The 18,896-nt window shown below is 69.1% G+C and carries 15 protein-coding genes; 6 read left to right on the forward strand and 9 right to left on the reverse strand.

What is annotated here, in order from left to right; genetic code table 11:
* Positions 1 to 2: 2 nt before the first annotated feature.
* Complete coding sequence (locus FBF36_RS08430; RefSeq protein WP_009394331.1) at positions 3 to 3,017, forward strand: DEAD/DEAH box helicase family protein; 3,015 nt, start codon at positions 3 to 5, stop codon at positions 3,015 to 3,017.
* 15 nt (positions 3,018 to 3,032) lie between these two features.
* On the opposite strand, the gene FBF36_RS08435 is transcribed toward FBF36_RS08430, so the two are convergent.
* The gene (locus tag FBF36_RS08435; RefSeq protein WP_009394332.1) at positions 3,033 to 4,865 is read right to left on the reverse strand and encodes a proline--tRNA ligase; all 1,833 of its coding nucleotides are present in this window, start codon (positions 4,863 to 4,865) and stop codon (positions 3,033 to 3,035) included.
* 259 nt (positions 4,866 to 5,124) lie between these two features.
* Between FBF36_RS08435 and mvk the strand changes: the two genes are divergently transcribed.
* The 5 genes from mvk (at position 5,125) to FBF36_RS08460 (ending at position 10,139) form a co-directional block, all read left to right on the forward strand.
* Positions 5,125 to 6,087: a mevalonate kinase gene (gene mvk / locus FBF36_RS08440; protein WP_009394333.1), complete on the forward strand. Its 963-nt coding sequence runs from the start codon at positions 5,125 to 5,127 to the stop codon at positions 6,085 to 6,087.
* Positions 6,084 to 7,106 (forward strand): diphosphomevalonate decarboxylase, encoded by a 1,023-nt coding sequence (mvaD, locus tag FBF36_RS08445; protein ID WP_138137372.1) that lies wholly within the window; start codon positions 6,084 to 6,086, stop codon positions 7,104 to 7,106. The genes mvk and mvaD overlap by 4 nt, the downstream gene beginning before the upstream one ends.
* A complete protein-coding gene (locus tag FBF36_RS08450) occupies positions 7,103 to 8,242 on the forward strand; it encodes a phosphomevalonate kinase (RefSeq protein ID WP_009394577.1) in 1,140 nt (379 codons plus the stop codon). Before mvaD ends, FBF36_RS08450 begins: the two co-directional genes overlap by 4 nt.
* The gene (fni, locus tag FBF36_RS08455; protein WP_009394576.1) at positions 8,239 to 9,327 is read left to right on the forward strand and encodes a type 2 isopentenyl-diphosphate Delta-isomerase; all 1,089 of its coding nucleotides are present in this window, start codon (positions 8,239 to 8,241) and stop codon (positions 9,325 to 9,327) included. The genes FBF36_RS08450 and fni overlap by 4 nt, the downstream gene beginning before the upstream one ends.
* A 374-nt stretch (positions 9,328 to 9,701) precedes the next feature.
* Positions 9,702 to 10,139 (forward strand): hypothetical protein, encoded by a 438-nt coding sequence (locus FBF36_RS08460; RefSeq protein WP_009394569.1) that lies wholly within the window; start codon positions 9,702 to 9,704, stop codon positions 10,137 to 10,139.
* A gap of 121 nt (positions 10,140 to 10,260) precedes the next feature.
* Here FBF36_RS08460 and FBF36_RS08465 read toward each other — a convergent pair whose 3' ends face one another.
* The 8 genes from FBF36_RS08465 to rlmN form a co-directional block, all read right to left on the reverse strand.
* Positions 10,261 to 11,637: a tripartite tricarboxylate transporter permease gene (locus FBF36_RS08465; protein WP_009394567.1), complete on the reverse strand. Its 1,377-nt coding sequence runs from the start codon at positions 11,635 to 11,637 to the stop codon at positions 10,261 to 10,263.
* Positions 11,634 to 11,924 carry a hypothetical protein gene (locus FBF36_RS13815; RefSeq protein WP_009394565.1) on the reverse strand — a complete coding sequence of 97 codons (291 nt, stop codon included), beginning with the start codon at positions 11,922 to 11,924 and terminating at the stop codon, positions 11,634 to 11,636. Before FBF36_RS13815 ends, FBF36_RS08465 begins: the two co-directional genes overlap by 4 nt.
* Before the next feature lie 101 nt (positions 11,925 to 12,025).
* The gene (locus tag FBF36_RS08475) at positions 12,026 to 13,015 is read right to left on the reverse strand and encodes a GNAT family N-acetyltransferase (RefSeq protein WP_087943965.1); all 990 of its coding nucleotides are present in this window, start codon (positions 13,013 to 13,015) and stop codon (positions 12,026 to 12,028) included.
* 48 nt (positions 13,016 to 13,063) lie between these two features.
* Positions 13,064 to 14,245: a flavodoxin-dependent (E)-4-hydroxy-3-methylbut-2-enyl-diphosphate synthase gene (gene ispG / locus FBF36_RS08480; RefSeq protein WP_034491496.1), complete on the reverse strand. Its 1,182-nt coding sequence runs from the start codon at positions 14,243 to 14,245 to the stop codon at positions 13,064 to 13,066.
* Between the two features lie 102 nt (positions 14,246 to 14,347).
* Positions 14,348 to 15,682: a M50 family metallopeptidase gene (locus FBF36_RS08485; protein WP_075376217.1), complete on the reverse strand. Its 1,335-nt coding sequence runs from the start codon at positions 15,680 to 15,682 to the stop codon at positions 14,348 to 14,350.
* Positions 15,679 to 16,977, reverse strand: coding sequence for a 1-deoxy-D-xylulose-5-phosphate reductoisomerase (gene dxr / locus FBF36_RS08490; protein WP_138137374.1), 1,299 nt, complete (start codon positions 16,975 to 16,977; stop codon positions 15,679 to 15,681). Before dxr ends, FBF36_RS08485 begins: the two co-directional genes overlap by 4 nt.
* Before the next feature lie 42 nt (positions 16,978 to 17,019).
* A complete protein-coding gene (locus tag FBF36_RS08495; protein ID WP_009394555.1) occupies positions 17,020 to 17,565 on the reverse strand; it encodes a DivIVA domain-containing protein in 546 nt (181 codons plus the stop codon).
* Complete coding sequence (gene rlmN, locus FBF36_RS08500; protein WP_034491493.1) at positions 17,562 to 18,824, reverse strand: 23S rRNA (adenine(2503)-C(2))-methyltransferase RlmN; 1,263 nt, start codon at positions 18,822 to 18,824, stop codon at positions 17,562 to 17,564. Before rlmN ends, FBF36_RS08495 begins: the two co-directional genes overlap by 4 nt.
* Between the last annotated feature and the right edge of the window lie 72 nt (positions 18,825 to 18,896).

Consider the following 18,896-nt stretch of genomic DNA (forward strand, 5'->3'; position numbering starts at 1 on the left):
ACATGAGGAGCGCAGCCGCCGCCACCGCGCAGCGCCCGCTGCACCGGTGGGCACGTCAGGTACCGCTACGCGATTACCAGCAGGAAGTGCTTGATCGGCTCCACCCCGACGACGGCTCCACGTTGCACCTGCTCGCACCGCCGGGAGCAGGTAAGACTCTCGTGGGGCTGGAGCTGGCCGTACGCAACGGCCGTCGTGCGCTCGTCCTAGCACCCACCACGGTCATCAGGGCCCAGTGGATCCATCAAGCGCAGAAGCTCTACACCTCCCCCGCCTCCGGCTCCTCTTCGGTCACCGACTCGGTCAACGCCCGCCTGCCGAGCGCGCGTCTGGAGCAGGTGGCAGAGTGCGCCGACCTGACGGTTCTGACCTATCAGTCTCTGGCCGTCGTCGACTCCTCCCCCGCCTGGAACGAAGCGGCCCGCTCGCGCTGGGTCACTGAGCTCACTGCTGACGGACGAAGCGCCGTGAGCGCCGAGGCGTGGTTGAGGCGGCTGGAGGCCGACAACCCCAGGGCCTACACCCGCGGGATCCGTTCACGCACCGCCATCATCCGCCGCCAGGTCGATGAGCTCGACGACGCCGCCGTCGCCTCTCTTCTGGGACCTGGTGCCCAGGCACGTCTGGACACACTCATCGAAGCGGGTGTCACCACCATCATCCTCGACGAGTGCCACCATCTGAGGGCCCACTGGGCCGTCGTCGTCCACTACCTCGCACGGCGCCTGAGGCGAGCGGGCCTGTCTCCCACTCTCATCGGCCTGACGGCCACTGGACCTTCGGACGAGGACCGGTCATCCCGGCGCTATCGTGCGCTCCTGGGCGACGTCGACGCCGAGATTCCGGTTCCTGCCGTCATCCGCGCCGGTCATCTCGCCCCATGTCGTCAGCTGGCCTGGTTCACGCTCCCGTCCCCGGAGGAAACGGAGTTCCTGACCACCGCCGGAGAAGAGCTTCATCACCGGATAGACGAGCTGCTGCTGAGCCCTGACGGCGTCGACTACCTGCTAGAAGTCGTCGCCCCACCCGCTCCGACCACCGCACTCGGTGACGGGGGCGGGCTGGAACCACCCCCTCGTACCCGCAGAGCGGATGGTGACCGTGCCTCTGCAGCGACTAGGCCTCCTGGGGATGACGAACTGGTGCGTCGGATCGTTGCGGGTTTCGACGCCGATCCGACACTGGCCGCGTCCGCGGCCGCGCTGCTGCAGAGAATAGGCAGCTACCGGGCCACGGCTCTGAGCACCCGGGTTGTTCCGCTCCTGCCCGAGCTCGAGCTGCTCGATCTTGACGATGAGCTCAGGCTCCTGGGTCGGTACGCTCATGACCGGCTCCTGGCAGTGCCCGAGCGCCGGCGGGACTGGGAGTCCACGCGCGAGCTGCTGAGAGGTTTCGGCCTGTACCTGACCGATTCCGGCATCCGGGCGGGACGATCCCCGGTGGATACCATCACTGCCGCATCGAGGGCCAAGGACACGGCCGTCATCAACATCCTGCGTCACGAGCTCGACTCCATCGGCGAACGTATGCGGGCCGTGGTCGTCACCGATGCGGCCGAGCGCTCTGCTCATCATCGGGCGCTGGACATCGTGCTCCCGACCTCACGTCCCGGCCCTCCGGGAGGCGCGGTGCGCTGCATGAGCACGCTGCTGAGTGATGCAGATCTGCGCTCCTTGCACCCGGTGCTGCTCACCAGCTCCCGGCTCGGCCTGGCCAGCGGGGAGAACTCACTGTTGGATCGGTTGCGCCGGTGCACCGGTCTCGAGCTGCCGGCCACCGATGATGGTTGGATGCTGTCGGTGACCGGGAGGGGAGTCGGCGGCGCCGAGCTAGTCCTGGCCGTCAGTGAGTTGGTCGCTGCCGGGGAGGTACGACTCGTGGTAGGCACCCGAGGACTGCTCGGCGAGGGGTGGGACTGCCCCGCCGTGAACACGCTCATCGACCTGACGACGGCGACGACCTCAACTGCGACGCAGCAGCTGTACGGGCGCACCACCCGTCTGGACCCGACCTGGGCCGGTAAAACCGCTCACAACTGGTCCGTCACATGTCTTCTACCGGATCATCCCCGTCTGCACTCCGGTGCGGACCTGAACCGACTGCGTCGCAAGGCCGAGCACCTCTGGTCGGTGGTGCGGCCCGACGAGGTTCCCCTCGACCCGGCGATAGCGGCAGCCACGCCCGTCATTGAGACGGGTCTGCGAGCAATGCTCACACCCGCTCAGTGCAACAGGCTCGACGCTGTCGCGGGCGGGGCTGTTCCGCAGGACATCGAGGCGCTCAACGCAGTCACGACGGCCGGCCTTGATCGTGACCTGGAAGCGCACCGCTGGCTCGCCTCGGGCCCGGCGGGCGATAGGGCCTCGCGTCGCAACCACGGCCGGGTGCTGGAGGCGGTGGAGATCACGAGCGCGGCGGACCTTCTGCGTCGGGGACGGCCCACCGCCTTCTGGAGCGGCGCCGCCCGGGCCGTCCTCGATGTCGTCCTCTCACGAGACGGGCTCACTGCCGACAACGATTCCTCCGAGGGGGACCTCCCGCGCCTCGTGGTTCGCGAGTCTCAAGCAGACTCGGCCAGTGGATCGACTCGTACCGTACTCATCGGCCTGGACGGGGCGGAGGCCACCCGGAGTGCACGTTTCGCGGGCATCGTGGAAGAACTTCTGAGCGCCCCGGAGCGTCGTCCTCGATTCATCCTCGAGGTAGCCACCGCCACATGGGCGCAGGGCCATGCGGAGCGACCACTGAGCGGGCCGCGGCGCCTTCTGGGAAGGTTGCTGTCACTAGGCGCTTGGAACCGCGATAACAGTATCTTCCTCGCGGTTCCAACGGCCTTGGCTCGCTCACGAGCCGACATGCACGCCTTTGCCCGCGCATGGTCCGTATGGGTGGGACCGTGCCGCCTCCGTCTGGTCCGTGACGCTGACGACGCAGCAGCACTCCTGTCCTGTCTCGGCAGCGGTGGTCCCACCGGGCGAGTCAGCCTGCGCCGTACCAGACGCTGGCTGGAGGACTGAGCGCTTCCATGCCGCTCAGCGACGGGCAGTCTCCAGAGCGGCGCGGACGGTGGCGCTGAGCTCGGTCGCGGCGGCATCGGCAGGCACGGAGCGGTGCTCGCCGGTGCGGCGGTCGCGAATCTCCACGGTCCCCTCTCTGGCCAGGTCCCGGCCGACGACAACCGTGTAGGGCAGGCCGAGGAGCTCGGCGTCGGCGAACTTCACGCCGGCGGAGACCTTGCGGCGGTCGTCGTAAAGGACCTCGACGCCGTCGGCGTCCAGGGACGAGGCGATCTGCCCGGCGACGTCGAAAACGGCCTGGTCCTTGCCGGTGGCCAGGACCTGCACATGGTAGGGGGCGATCTGGACGGGCCAGGTGAGTCCCTTGTCGTCGTGGTTGGCCTCGGCCAAGGCGGCCATGACGCGGCTGACGCCGATGCCGTAGGAGCCCATGGTGACCACGCGGGCCTTGCCGTTCTCGTCCAGGACGCTCAGTCCCAGGGCCTGGGAGTACTTGCGTCCCAGCTCGAAGATGTGACCGATCTCGATGCCGCGGGCCAGGTGGAGCGGGCCGGAGCCGTCGGGGGCGGGGTCGCCCTCACGGACCTCGGCGGCCTCGATGGTGCCGTCGGCGATGAAGTCGCGGCCCATGACCAGGTCGAGGACGTGCTTCTTGTCGGTGTTGGCGCCGGTGACCCAGCTGGTTCCCTCCACGATCCGGGGATCGACCAGGTAGCGCACGGATCCGGTGAGGACCTCGGTGCCGTCGTCGAGCCTCTCAACGCGCCGCAGTGGCGAGTTGGGGCCGATGGCTGTGGGGCCGATGTAGCCGCGCACGAGCTCGGGGTGGGTCTCGAAGTCGGTGTCGCATGCCATCTCGACCTCAGCAGGGGCGACGGCGGCCTCCAGACGCTTCATGTCGACGTCGCGGTCCCCAGGCACACCGACGACCAGCAGCTCACGCTCACCGCCGGGGTGGGTGAGGGTGACGACGACGTTCTTGAGCGTGTCGGCGGCCGTCCAGGCCCGCCCGTCCGAGCGCGGGTAGGCCTCGTTGCACAGCTCGACCAGGGAGTCGATGGTGGGGGTGTCGGGGGTGTCCACCACGCGCGCCGGGCCGACCCCGGAGGCGTCCACGGTCTCGGGGACCACGGTGATGACGGCCTCGGCGTTGGCCGCGTAGCCGCTTGAGGAGCGCACGAAAGTGTCCTCACCGATCTCGCAGGGGTAGAGGAACTCCTCGGAGTGCGACCCGCCCATGGCGCCGGCCATCGCGTTGACGATGACGTAGTCCAGACCCAGACGGGTGAAGATCCGCTCATAGGTGTCCCGGTGGGCCTGGTAGGCGGCGGCCAGCCCGGCGTCGTCGATGTCGAAGGAGTAGGAGTCCTTCATGACGAACTCGCGGCCGCGGATAATGCCTGCCCGGGGGCGGGCCTCGTCACGGTACTTGGTCTGGATCTGGTAGACGATGGCCGGCAGGTCCTTGTAGGAGGAGTAGAGGTCCTTGACCGCGAGGGTGAACATCTCCTCGTGGGTGGGTGCCAGCAGGTAGTCCCCGTCCTTGCGGTCACGGAGCTTGAACAGGGTGGGGCCGTAGTCGTCCCAGCGCCCGGTGGCCTGATAGGGCTCGGCCGGTAGGAGAGCCGGGAAGTGGACCTCCTGGCCGCCCATGGCGTCCATCTCCTGGCGCACGATGTCCTCGATCTTGCGCAGCGTCCGCAGGCCCAGCGGCAACCAGGTGTACACCCCGGGGGCGGCCCGGCGGACGTAGCAGGCACGAACGAGCAGCCGGTGGCTGGCGACCTCGGCGTCAGCCGGGTCCTCGCGCAGGGTTCGGATGAAGGAGGTGGAGAGTCTGTGCAGCACAAGGCGATCCTAAGGGGTCCCGGAGCCGTCGCCCCAACGGGGCCCGCTCGGCCCTGCGAAATCACGGGAGCAAAGGGTCACAGCGCATCTGCGTCCGCGGCTGCGCGCGAACCGTCTCGATGCTGGTCAGGTAGGACTTGCAGCCCTCGAGAAGCGCCCGATACGCTCGATCCCATCAAAGGGTTCGTCAAGCCCTCTTATCCCTGAATCCGGCCCGCATCACGGTTTCCCGGCGCGTGGGCCACTGGCAAGGAAACATATGGACAGGCACTCCTCCATCCGTGAGGGACACGGCCAGACGTGGGCGAAGGCCATTCTCCTGGGTGAGCACTCGGTCGTCTACGGGCATCCCGCTGTGGCCGTACCGTTGCAGGACCTGCGGATGCGAGCCACGGCGAGCCCGACCTCGGGTCCCTCCACGCTGAGCAGCCTGGACTACTCGGGGCCCCTGGACCAGGCCGGGTCCCGGTTCGCCAGTGTCGCACGGGCCTTCGAGGTGGCCCGCGAGTTCTCCGGGGGGCTGGGCCAGGCCTTCGATATCACCACCGTGAGCGACTTCCCCCATGAGCGCGGGCTCGGCTCGTCGGCGGCGGCGGCCGGCGCGATCATTCGCGCTGTCCTAGACGCCTGCGGGCGTGAGGCCAACTCCGATGAGCTGTTCGCGCTGACGCAGATGGCTGAGCAGATCGCGCACGGCAAGCCCTCGGGGCTGGACGCCGCCGCCACCTGCTCACCGTGCCCCATCCGGTTCCAGGGCGGACAGATGCGCCCCCTGAGCCAGCGCATCGACAACGCCTTCCTGGTTATCGCCGACTCAGGCGTCCACGGCTCCACCCGCGAGGCCGTCAGTGGCCTGCGCCAGCGCTACGAGAACGATCCGGAAAACATCGGGCCGCGCATCAACCACCTGGGGACGCTCACCCAGATCGCAATCATGACACTGGACCAGGCCGACGCCCCTGCCCTCGGGGCCGCCATGAATGAGGCGCACACGCTGCTCACCAAGCTCAGCCTGAGTCTGCCGATCCTCGACGACCTCGCCGACGCCGCACGCAGAGCCGGGGCTCTGGGCGCCAAGCTCACCGGCGGGGGGCTTGGTGGCTGCGTCATCGCCCTGGTGGCCGGGCAGCCGGCCACGCGCCGGGTTCGCGCCGCCCTGGAGAGGGCCGGCGCCGCGGCGACGTGGAGCTACCGGATGCGTCTGAGCCAGGTGGACGAGTGAGCACCGCCTCCCCAGCCACCGCGGACTTCTCCCCGGCCGCTGCCCCGACGGTGACAGCCAGCGCCAACACCAACATCGCGCTCATTAAGTACTGGGGCAAGGTGGATGAGGCGCTGGCGATCCCCGCCACCTCGAGCCTGTCCCTCACCCTCGCAGGGACCCGCACGACGACAACGGTCTCCTTCGACGGCGGTGCCGGCGCCGCAGACTCGGTGACGATCAACGGCTCCTGCCCGACCAGCACCGAGCTGGCCCGGGTCAGCCGGTTCCTCGACCTGGTACGTTCCCGCTCAGGCGTCGCCACACCGGCTACCGTCATCTCCCGGGCCTCGGTGCCGCTGGCGGCCGGGCTGGCGAGCTCGGCGGCGGGCTTCGCGGCGCTTGCGGCGGCCGCCTCCCGCGCCACCGGCATGAACCTCGACGACCGTGCCCTCTCCCGGCTGGCCCGGCGCGGGTCGGGGTCGGCCACGCGCTCCGTCTTCGGCGGGCTGGTCCTGTGGAACGCGGGCCACGACGACGCCTCCTCCTACGCCGAGCCGGTCGGGTGCGAGATGGATCTGGCGATGGTCGTCGTCGTGCTTTCCGAGCGGTACAAGCCCATCAGCTCCACCCGGGCCATGCGAGCCACGATGACCACCTCCCCGCTCTTCCCCGCCTGGGTCGAGGCCAGCAGAGGGGACCTTCAGGTGGCGCTGGACGCGGTCCGGGCTGGTGACCTGGAGCGGCTCGGGGAGGTTGTCGAGGGCAACGCCCTGGGGATGCACGCCACGATGATCGCCACCCGTCCGGGCATCGTCTACTGGCTGCCGCAGACCGTTGCGGCGCTGCACGCGATCCGCGCCATGCGCGATGAAGGACTGCCCGTGTGGGCAACGATCGATGCGGGTCCCAATGTCAAGGTGCTCACGGAGGGTGCCCGCGCCGAGGAGGTCGCCGCCGCGCTGCGCGACCGTCTGCCCGGCACCACCGTCTCGGTGAGGCGTCCCGGCGGCGGGGTGCGTATCGAGGAAGGCTCATGACCTCTCACGCCGACGGCGTGGTCGCCAGGGCGCCGGGCAAGCTCTACATCGCAGGCGAGTACGCCGTCGTCGAGCCCGGCCACCGGGCGGTCCTGGTGGCGGTCAACCGATTCATCACCATGCGGATCACGCCCTGCTCCCCCGCCGGCGGGTACGCGGGCACGATCCGCTCGCAGCTCTACGCCACCGGCTCCAGGCCCTGGCGTCACCGCCCGCAGGACGGCCTGGCCGAGGCGGTCGGAGGCGATGACGACTACGTGATCTCGGCGATCCGCGTCGTCGAGGCGCTGGTGGCCGAGGGCGGTGGCCGGCTGGGGTCCTTCGACCTGGACATCTCCAGCGAGCTGGACGAGGCGGACGGGCGCAAGCTGGGCCTGGGATCCTCCTCAGCAGTCACCGTGGCGACGGTGCGCGCCGTCGCGGGCTTCTACGGCCTGAGTCTGGACGACTCGCGCGTCTACAAGCTGGCGATGCTGGCCAGTGACGCGGTCCAGCCGATCGGCTCGGGGGGCGACATCGCGGCCAGCGCCGTGACCGGCTGGGTGGCCTACGCCTCACCCGACCGCGTGTGGCTGCGCCGGGCCCGGCAACGGGCGCAGGCCCGTGGCGGCACAGGAGACCTGATGGAATCCGACTGGCCCGGCCTGCGCCTGCGTCGACTGCCTGTTCCCTCCGTGAGGCTTCAGGTGGGATGGACCGGGGCTCCCGCCTCCACCCCGGCCCTGGTTGCCGGCGTCCAGGCGGGCTCCCGCGGGGCCGACGACGTCTACGCGTCCTTCCTACGCGCCAGCCAGGACTGCCTGGCCTCCCTGACCGCGGCCATCGAGGCCGACGACGCCGGCCAGGTCATGAGCGCAATCACGCGAAACCGGGCGCTTCTGGCGCAGCTCGGACGGATCAGCGGCCGTGTCATCGAGACTCCCGAGCTGACGCGGCTGGTCGAGATCGCGCGCGCTCACGGGGCCGCTGCCAAGAGCTCGGGTGCCGGCGGCGGGGACTGCGGTATCGCCCTGTGCCCGCCGGACAAGGACATCGCCGCCATGAGCTCCGCCTGGAGGTCGGCCAGTATCCAGCCCCTGGACCTGGCGATCTACACCCACGACTCCCCCGTGCCCCCTATGGAGGTCACCTCATGAGCCACGAGTCCACCGACTCACAGCGGGCCTCCCGCAAGGACGAGCACCTGGAGCTGGCGGTGCACCTGCACCGCCAGGACCGTGTGAACGCCTTCGACGACGTCTCCTTCATCCACCACAGCCTGCCGGGTGTCAGCGCTGAGCAGGTCGATATCGGCACCACCGTGCTGGGCTCCCGCTGGGAGGTCCCGTTCTACATCAATGCCATGACCGGCGGGACGCAGGCGACGGCGGCCATCAATGCTGACCTGGCCGAGGCGGCCGCTGAGGCAGGAGTCGCGATCGCCTGCGGCTCCCAGCACGTGGCCCTGCACGACCCCGAGCGGGCAGATGGCTTCCACGTCATCCGCCGTCGGGCCCCGGGCGCCTTCGTGCTGGCCAACGTCGGGCCGACGGTCAGCCCGCAGGAGGCGGCGCGGGCCGTGGAGATGCTTGAGGCCGATGCCTTGCAGATCCACCTCAACGCGGCCCAGGAGCTGGTCATGCCCGAGGGCGACCGCGATTTCAGCGGCTGGGAGGAGGCGGTCGCCACCATTGTCGCGGCCGTGCCCGTCCCTGTGGTGGTCAAGGAGGTGGGCTTCGGGCTCTCACGCCGGAGCATCGAGTCCCTGGCGCGTACCGGTGTCGCGGCCGTCGACGTGGCCGGGGCGGGGGGCACGGACTTCATCGCCATCGAGAACGAGCGCCGCCCGCAGCGCGACCTGTCCTACATGGTCGGCTGGGGGCAGCCGACGGCGCTGTGCCTGCTGGAGTCTGTGGCGGTCGATGACCCGGTCGGTCTGCCGGTGCTGGCCTCCGGGGGCGTGCGCAACCCGCTCGACGTCGTGCGGTCACTGGCCCTGGGGGCCTGCGCCGTCGGGGCCTCCGGGCACGTGCTGCGCACCCTGGTCAAGGAGGGCCCCGAGGCCCTGCGCCGCGAGCTGAGCACCTGGGGCGACCACGTGCGCACGCTCATGACCTTGCTGGGAGCGGCCGATGTGGCCCAGCTGCGCCGTACCGATGTGGTCGTGACCGGACGCACCGCCGAACAGGCGCGTCTGCTCGGCGTCGATCTGGGGCGGCTGGCGCACCGCAGCGAGGCTTAGCTGTCGACAGGCGGTCTCGTCAAGGGGGATCGACCCCTCTCCTTTATTTTTCCTATCGGTAGTTATGGTGTGGGTATCGGGGTTCAAGGACGTCACCACCGTCACTGATGCCTTGAGCATCCCCGAGACCGGCTTCCTCAAAAAGCCACGATCCATCGACATCATGGTGACCGCAGACACCGAAATGCAGCCCACACTGGACGAGCGAGCTGACGGCAACGCCTTCGTGAACTGGCTCATCGACCACGCGGACGACATCAAGATCAAAGGCATCATCTTCAGCCGAGACTCCGCGCCACGCCCCGAGTTCTGGGGGTACACACCCGGGAACCTGGCGTTCGGGGGAAGACCTGGGATCCATCTCAGCGAATCATGTGGATCACGTCCACCTCTTCCTCAAGGAGGACACCACCTGGCCGGCCTCACTCGACTCGACCACGATCTACCCCAGGCCCGGTCTGCCCGATGTCGGGGACGGCGGCAAGCCCCGGCTGGTCAGCTCGGTCTCGGTGTCCCACCTCAGAGAGGCCCGGTACACCGATCCCGAGAAGGACGGCACTCCGGTTGGCCCCTACGGCGACGAGGTCTTCACCCTTGAGACGGCGCTCGCCCGCACCAAGTGGATCCAGTCTCGGTATGTCGATGGCCACTACGGAACCTCAACGATTGGCGACGGCTCCAGCGGCTACGGCGGAACCACCGGCTTCCAGAAAAAGCACAGCGGCGCCACCGACCCGGACGGATGGCTCGGGAAGCAGGAGCTGACGAAGCTGTTCCAGCTGGCGGGCATGTCCGTTGAGGTGACGGACTGACCCGATCGGCGTCCTGCCGGTACCCGGCGTGACTCAGCGACCAAGTCTCACGTCCCTCACGAGAACAGGCGTGCGGCGGAGGCCCGTCCCCGGCCTCCGCCGCCTCCCTCTGGAGGGCCGCTCAGGCCAACGCCGCCAGCGCCTTGACGATGCCGGGGGCGGCGTAAAGCGACATGAACTGGACGCCGTAGGCAACTCCCAGGCGGTTGAGTGATCCGCACACGACTCCTACGAGCAGGACCCCGAAGACGTTGGCCAGGCCCGCCTTCTGGTCAGCGTCGATGTAGGCCAGCAGGATGACGAAGGCGACGAACAGCGCCAGTACCGCCTCGTGAGGGATCCGACGCATGACGAAGTAGGTGATCTGCGAGGACCAGCGCACCGCAATGACGTAGGTGATCGCAACCGCGATCAGAGCCCCAATGGTCACGGTGATGATGAACCCGGGCAAGTCCAGCAGGTGGTGCAGGTTGTGCTGCTTGGTGTAGACCGAGCCCGCATTGAACAGCGGGCCGGCGGGTCCGACGGACACCCCGGAGATCGGGACCCCGAGCGCCACCAACGGGATAATGACGCCGGCGAGGTAGGTCGAGTGGGCCAGGGCGCTCATAACGGTCACCGCACGCTGTGCGCGGGGCACCCGGTCCTCGTTCTGGCGGGCCACGGAGGCCTCCCCCAGCAAGAAGGTCAGGCCCACCGGGCTGAGAATGAACAGCGGGGTGGAGGCGGCGGCCATAGCGGCACTCCACCATCCCTCGGACCTGGTGATGAGCCGACCCGGCCACAGCGCCTGTCGGCCGAAACCGGAGCGCAGCAGCTCGGCCTTGGTGCGGTTACCGTGCGGCAGCTCCTCCCGGCGCTTGGCGTTGAGCAGCTCCAGGAGGGTCAGGAGCATGGGTCCCACAGTGATCCCGAGGAAAAAGGAGGTGTTGACGCTGGCCTTCTCCGGGATGATGCCCGCGCCCCGGTAGAGGGCCGGAAGCGCCTGAAACAGCAGCGCCATGGGAAGAATCGACACCAGTGAGAGGATGCGATTCTTTCCGAGCAGGGCCAGGACCACGGCTCCGGCCGCAAGGACGATATCGGAATGGGTCTTGATCCAGTCGGCCATGGGAAGCAGCAGACTGGCCAGGAGGAAGCTCAGGGGAATGGAGATGAGGGTTCCGATGGCCGAGCCCACCGCCATCTTCCGGATCGTGTCGGAGGCCAGGCCCTTGGTGCGCAGCACCATGGCATGATCCATGAGCGGAGCGGACATGACCCCGCCGGGAAGGCCCACCAGCGCCGTTGGGATGCCGTTCATGAGGTTGAGCGTGACCACGGCGGAGATGAAGAAGGCGAGGACCACGTGCGGCGGGGCTCCGGCCAGGATGATCGCCAGGGTGACGGGCGCGAGCACCCCGGTCTCATCGGTGCCGGGAATGAACCCGATGAACGTGTACAGCAGCACGGCGGCCAGAATGGCGGCCACCATCATGAGAAGAAGGCTCACGGTCACTGGTCCACCCCCTCACTCGTGCCGATGCTCAGCTCCTCGACAATGGTGACCTCGCGCTTGGGACTCACCAGGAAGCAGCAGGCGATAAATCCGATCGTTGAGGCTCCCAGCCCCCAGAACAGCGGCTTTCCCCCGAAAGAGGCGGATAAAAGTACCGCCGCAACGATACACATCACCGAAATCAGAAGACAGATGAGCAAATCTCTGGGCGAGACGAGATCGTTCCAGACCTCGATATTATTCTGACGCTCCGTGCTCTCGGAGTCGACTTCGACCGTATTGCGCACGATTGGTGATCGTAGGCGAGTTGCCCAGGGTGCTCCATATGTTGTTCACCATGGCTTTGCAGGCGCCCTGTGCCAAGGAACATCGTCTTGCCTCACCGGTATTACAGGAGCACAGTGGCGAACAGGCCCACCTGTCGAAAGCCGAGGGACTGGTAGAGCGCCAAGGCCGCGGCATTGTAGTCGTTGACGTAGAGGCTCACGACGCCGTCGGCCCCGACATGGTCTCGGTAGACGGCATCCACGACGCCGGCCAGCGCCGCCGCCCCCACTCCTCTCCCACGCAGGTCCGGGCGCGTCCACACTCCGGTCAGCTGGGCGACGCCGCCGGACGGGGAGCGCCACAGGGCTCCGACGTCGGCCTTGAAAGCCACCTCCCGGGGCGATCCGGGCCGGATCGGGTGGCCTGCGCCGTCGTCGAGGACGATGTAGCTGCGTCCCTGCTCAATGAGCCAGCTGACGTGGCGCCTGTATCCGAGGCCGTCGGCGGTGGGGTCGTAGCCGAGCTCGCCGACGAACATGTCCACCGAGGCCGGCAGGACCAGCTCCTCCTCATCCGGCCGGGCCGGACGAACCGCCTGCACCACCCACGCCTGAGACGAACGACGCCCCAGGTACGCGCTCACCAGCCCACCCCCCATGTGAGGGGCGGTGAGGACCGGCTGCCTCCAGCGCTCGTGGCGGGAGCGCTGCCCCTGCTCGCTCAGAGCGCCCCAGACGGCGGCGACGTCCTGAGCCGGTCCTGAGACCGAGCCGCGACGGGACAGCCGAGGTCTGGCATGCTCGGCCAGAGCCCAGATCTCTCCGGAGTCCGCGGCTCGCAGGCCGTGCTCGGAGCGTCCGGCCAGGCCGAAGGGCATGAGCGAGCCGACCGCCCACGCCGCCGCGATGGGGTGGGCCAGGCCACCCAGGGCGACGACGTCACCGCGGCCCCAACGAGACCAGCGCTGCATCTGCTGGACCAGGCCCACGGCGCTGACCGGCTCGAGGGCGCACAGAGACATGACCCCTGACACCTGGTCGGAGGGGACCGGTGTCAAACGGTCAGCGCCGCGCTGAACGCGTCCGCGATCGCGGTGTCGCAGGAAGCTCATACCCACCAGGTTCGAGCGGGGCCTCGGCGCCCCCGCCCTCACCGGTCCTCAGCCGGCGGCGGAGACCATGGGGCTGGTGCCGACCAGGGCCTCCTCACCGAGCTCCTCGGCCATCTCGGCGGCCATGCCCTCGGCGTGTTTGAGAAGGGTCTCGACGACCTGGTCCTCGGGGACGGTCTCGACGACCTGGCCGCGTACGAAGATCTGCCCCTTGCCGTTGCCCGAGGCGCAGCCCAGGTCCGCCTCACGGGCCTCACCGGGGCCGTTGACGACGCAGCCCATGACGGCCACGCGCAGCGGGGCGGTGACCTCCTTGAGCCCGGCCTCCACCTCCTCGGCCAGGGTCCACACATCCACCTGGGCGCGGCCGCAGGAGGGGCAGGAGACGATCTCGAGCTGGCGCTGACGCAGGCCCATGAACTCCAGGAGCTTGGTGCCCACCTTGACCTCCTCGACCGGAGGCGCGGACAGAGAGACGCGGATGGTGTCACCGATGCCCTCGGCGAGCAGGGTGCCGAAGGCGGCGCAGGACTTGATAGTGCCCTGGAAGGCGGGGCCGGCCTCGGTCACGCCCAGGTGCAGGGGCCACTGACCGGCCTCCGACAGGAGCCTGTAGGCCTGCACCATGGTGACGACGTCGTGGTGCTTGACGGAGATCTTGAAGTCGTGGAAGTCGTTCTCCTCGAACAGGCCGGCCTCCCAGGTGGCGGACTCCACGAGCGCCTCGGGGGTGGCCTTGCCGTACTTCTTGAGCAGGCGCTTGTCCAGGGAGCCGGCGTTGACACCGATGCGCAGGGAGACGCCGGCGTCGGAGGCGGCCTTGCAGATGTCGGCGACCTGGTCGTCGAACTTGCGGATGTTGCCGGGGTTGACGCGCACCGCGCCGCAGCCGGCCTCAATGGCGGCGAAGACGTACTTGGGGTTGAAGTGGATGTCCGCGATGACGGGAATGCGCGACTGCCTGGCGATGATCGGCAGTGCCTCGGCGTCCTTGTCAGTGGGGCAGGCCACGCGCACGATGTCGCATCCCGAGGCCGTCAGCTCGGCGATCTGCTGAAGGGTGGCGCCGATGTCGTGGGTCTTCGTGGTGGTCATCGACTGCACGGTGATAGGGGCGTCCCCACCGACGTTGAGGCTGCCGACCTTGATCTTGCGGGTCGGTCTGCGCGGCGCCAGGACCGGGGCCTGGGCACGCATCGTAGGGATGCCAAGAGCGATCGCTTCAGTCACCCGACCAGTATGTCACCCACCCCGCTCGGCCCAGCACCTCAGGTGTGTGGCATCGCTCCCGCCGGTACCGGTTTGCTCACGCCCTCGCAGGTCCTGCGGGTGTCACAGTGGCGCCGCGATGTCCACCCACACCAGGACCAGGGCCATGACGATGAGCAGACCGAAGACGACCTGACCGACGGGCAGCAACCTGGCCGTGTCCACCGGTCCCGGATCGGGCTTGCCCTGCACCTTGGCGATCGAGCGCCGGATGCCCTCCCAGCAGGCCCCGGCCACGTGCCCGCCGTCCAGGGGCAGCAGGGGCACCAGGTTGAAGGCGAACAGCGCCAGGTTGAGGCTGCCCAGAAGCATGAGCATGGTGCTCACCCGCATCGACAGGGGGACCTCCCCGCCTCCGGCAGCACCGCCGCTGGTGGCCTGTCCGGCCATGCGCCCCATGCCCACCAGGCCCACGACGCCGCTGTCGACGCTGCGCTGCTCGATGCCCAGCGCCGCCTGGACGGCGTGATAGAGGCCGACCGGGAGGGTGGCGATGGCCTTGAGCGTCCCTCCGATGGCCTGCCCGATGAGAACCGGGATCTTGCCGGGGCTCTGGGGAATGGTTCCCAACGACGGGGAGATGCCGACATAGGGACGGGCCTGGGTGCGCACGGCCCCGGAGGCGTCCTTGACCGGGGCCCCCTGGCTGTCGCGAACGGTGCGCTGGACCTCGACCGCGGTGACACTCACGGTGCGCTCGGCTCCGTCGCGCTCGACGACGACCTGGGTGGGGCTGGTTCCTCCGGCGGCGATCCGGGCCTGAAGCTCCTCCCAGGAGGAGACCTTCACCCCGCCCCACGAGACGATCCTGTCGCCGGCCCTGATACCGGCGGCGCTGGCGGGGCCGGTCGGGTCGGAGTCCTGGCAGGGGGCGTCCGCGTCGATGTTGGACGAGACGCAGGGTGTCACGGTCGACAGCGTCGTCGTGCGTCCGGGGATACCGACCACGCCGATGGCCACGGCCAGCAGCACGATCCCCAGGACCAGGTTGGTGAGGATTCCCCCGGCCATGACGATGAGCTTCTTGGGGACGCTGAGGTGGTAGAAGGCCCGGTGCTCCTCCCCGGGCTGGATCTCCTCCAGGGCCTCGGCACGCGCCTCCCCCACCATGCCCAGGCTTCCGTCCTTGCGCTTGCGGTCCGGCCTGCCGGGCTTGGCGGGAGGCAGCATGCCGACGAGCTTGACGTAGCCGCCCAGCCAGATGGCCTTGATGCCGTACTCGGTCTCTCCGCGCTTGACCGACCAGATCCTCGGGCCGAAGCCGATGAAGTACTCGGGGACCTTCACGCCGAACCTCTTGGCGGGGATCATGTGCCCGAGCTCGTGAAGGGCCACCGAGACACCGATCCCGATGATGAGGATGACGATGCCCAGGATGTAGGCCAGGGTGGTGCTCACGAGTCCGCTCCTCCGTTTCGTGCCGCGATGAGCTCGTCGGCGCGGGTGCGCGCCCAGGTCTCCGCGGCCAGGATGTCTTCGAGGCTCGGGGAGGTCAGACCCTCGTGCTCGCCAACAACGACCGCATCGATCTCAACGATGTCCAGCCACTCGAGGCCGCCGGCGAGGAAGGCGGCGACGGCCTGCTCGTTGGCCGCGTTGAGCACGGCCGGGTGAGTGTCCGAGGCCGCCACGGCGCTGCGGGCCAGGCCGACGGCGGGGAAGGCGGCGTCGTCCAGCGGCTCGAAGGTCCAGCTGACCGGTTCGCTCCAGTCGTTGGGAGTCACCAGGCCCGACAGGTCGGGGCGCTCGGGCCAGGTCAGCCCCAGGGCGATGGGCAGGCGCATGTCGGGCGGGGAGGCCTGGGCGATGGTGGCGCCGTCGGTGAACTCCACCATGGAGTGGATGACGGACTGGGGGTGGACGACGACGTCGATCTGCTCGGGTGCCATATCGAACAGGAGGTGGGCCTCGATGAGCTCGAGTCCCTTGTTGATGAGGGTCGAGGAGTTGATGGTCACCACCGGCCCCATGTCCCAGGTGGGGTGCTTGAGGGCGGCGGCGGCACTGATCCCGGTGAGCTCGGCGCGGCTGCGCCCGCGGAAGGGGCCGCCGGAGGCGGTCAGGACCAGCCGTCTCACCTCGCTGCGCCCGCTGACGACGGGACTGGTCAGTCCCTTCTCGTGACGGCCGCAGGCCAGGGCCTGGGCGATGGCGGAGTGCTCGGAGTCCACGGGAACGATCTGGCCGGGTCGGGTGAGCGCTTGACGAACCAGGGCGCCCCCGACGACGAGGGACTCCTTGTTGGCCAGGGCCAGGCGGGCTCCGCTGCCCAGGGCGGCCAGCGTGGGCAGCAGGCCCACGGAGCCGGTGATGCCGTTGACGACCGTGTCGTGAGGTTCCAGTCCGGCGACCTCAACCGCCGTGGTGGCGGCATCGGGGCCGGTGAGAATGGTGGTGACCGGGTCGGGACGGCCGGCCTGGGCGGCTGCGGCCCTCAGGGCCTGGCGCAGGCGGTCGGAGAGATCCTCTCCCCCACCGGTGACGGCCAGGACGGGGACCTCCCAGGCGATGGCCTGGCGGGCCAGGAGGTCCAGGCGCGATCCGCCGGCGGCCAGGGCGGCCACGTGCGGAGCGACCTCCCCCAGGCGTGAGAGGACCTCGAGGGTCTGGGTACCGATCGACCCGGTGGAACCGAGCAGAACCAGTCGCTGCGGGATTGGGGTATGGGAAGGCAGTGGTGCGTGGCTGGTCATGGGGCGGTGGGTTTCCTCAGGACGGGGCTCGACGGGCTCGACTCACTCGACGGACAGGAGGACCTCGACGACGCGCGCCAGGTAGCGGTCGACGCTGGGCTCCCCGTAGGCCTTGCCGCCCCGGGCACGACGGAAGACCGCTCCGCGCACCTCGCTGGAGGTCAGGGTCGTGTCGGAGTCGAAGTAGCCGGCGATGCGGTCCATGAGGGCGTCGACGTCGGTCTTGTCATACCCCTGCCCGGAGGCCGGAGCGAAGCGCTCGCCGGCCGGGCGCAGGAGACGCGGGTAGAGGGTGGTGGCGAGCTGGGTGACCTGATCCATCCAGGCCTGGCGGCCCTTCTTGGCCACGAAGGCAGCGCGCCGGCGCTGGAGGAATGCGGCCTCGAGCCGGTCGAGAGCCGCGTCCACGGCCTGGGGCTGGTAGCCGCGCAGAACGACGTCGAAGGCGACAGTGCGCACGCCCTCGGAGTCCATCTCGTCGAGCTCGCCGGCGTCATAGATCTCGTGAGCCGTCTCGAAGTAGCGGTCCACCTGCTCGGGGCGGTAGCCCGGTCGCAGGAGCGCTGACTTGGGGAACATGTCGCTCATGTCGTCTTGACCCTCTCCTGGTTGAGTACCTCGGTCGCGAGCTGACCGCAGGCACCGTCGATGTCGCTGCCTCGAGTGTCTCGCACTGTCGTGGTAATTCCGGCACGCCGGAGCGTGTCAACGAACATATCCTGAACCGCAACCTCCGAGCAGGTCCAGATGGACCCCGGAGTGGGGTTGAGCGGGATGGGGTTGACATGGGCCCACCCGGTGTCCCTGCGGTTGAGCTCGTCAGCGAGCAGCTGGGCGCGCCAGGCGTGGTCGTTCATGTCCTTGATGAGCGCGTACTCGATGGACACGCGCCGGCCGGTGGCTAGAAAGTAGTCGTGGGCGGCGTCGAGCAGCTCGCCGACCTTCCACTTGGAGTTGACGGGGATGAGCTCGTCGCGCAGCTCGTCGTCAGGCGCGTGCAGGGAGACGGCCAGGGTCACCGGCAGCCCCTCACCGGCGAGCCTGCGGATGAGGGGAACGAGGCCCACGGTGGAGACGGTGATACCGCGAGCCGACAGGCCGAAGCCCTCCGGGGCCGGGTCAATGAGCCGATGGAGGGCGCCGACGACGTTCTTGTAGTTGACCATCGGCTCACCCATGCCCATGAAGACCACGTTGGACAGTCGGGCCGGTCCCCCGGTCAGCTCCCCGGCGGCCGAGGCCTGGGCGGCGTGGCGCACCTGCTCCACGATCTCCCCGGTGGACAGGTTGCGGGTCAGGCCCATCTGACCGGTGGCGCAGAAGGGGCAGGCCATGCCGCAACCGGCCTGGGAGGAGACGCACAGGGTGGTGCGCTCCTTGTAGCGCATGAGGACGCTCTCGACGCGGACGCCGTCGTGCAGCTCCCACAGGTGCTTGATGGTGCGTCCGCCGTCGGCGCGCAGGGCGCGCACCGGTGTGATGAGCTCGGGCAGCAGCTCGGCGCACAGCTGCTCGCGCTGGGCGGCGGGCAGGTCGGTCATGTCCGCGCTGTGACGGGTGAAGTGGGTGAAGTAGTGGCGTGAGAGCTGGTCGGCACGGAAGGAGGGCAGTCCCGAGTCCTTACAAGCTGCCTTGCGTCCGGCCAGATCGAGGTCGGCCAGGTGACGGGGGGCCTTGCCGCGCACCGCAGGCACCGCGAAGGACAGGCGCGGCCTGGCATCCGGGCTGGTGGCGCCCTCCGGGGGCTGGTCGGTGGGCATGACCTGGACCTGGCCGTCACGCGGCCGCCTAGTGATGCTGACGGGCTGCGGGCGCCGGGGGCGCTGCTGTGCTCGCGATGAGTTCACGCTCGTGCTCCTCGTGTCCCGGGGCTGGGGAGGGCCGGGCTGATCGATAGGGGTGGGTGCGGCATGCCGTCC

This window comes from Actinomyces sp. oral taxon 171 str. F0337, from assembly GCF_005696555.1.
Lineage (GTDB): Bacteria > Actinomycetota > Actinomycetes > Actinomycetales > Actinomycetaceae > Actinomyces > Actinomyces oris_E.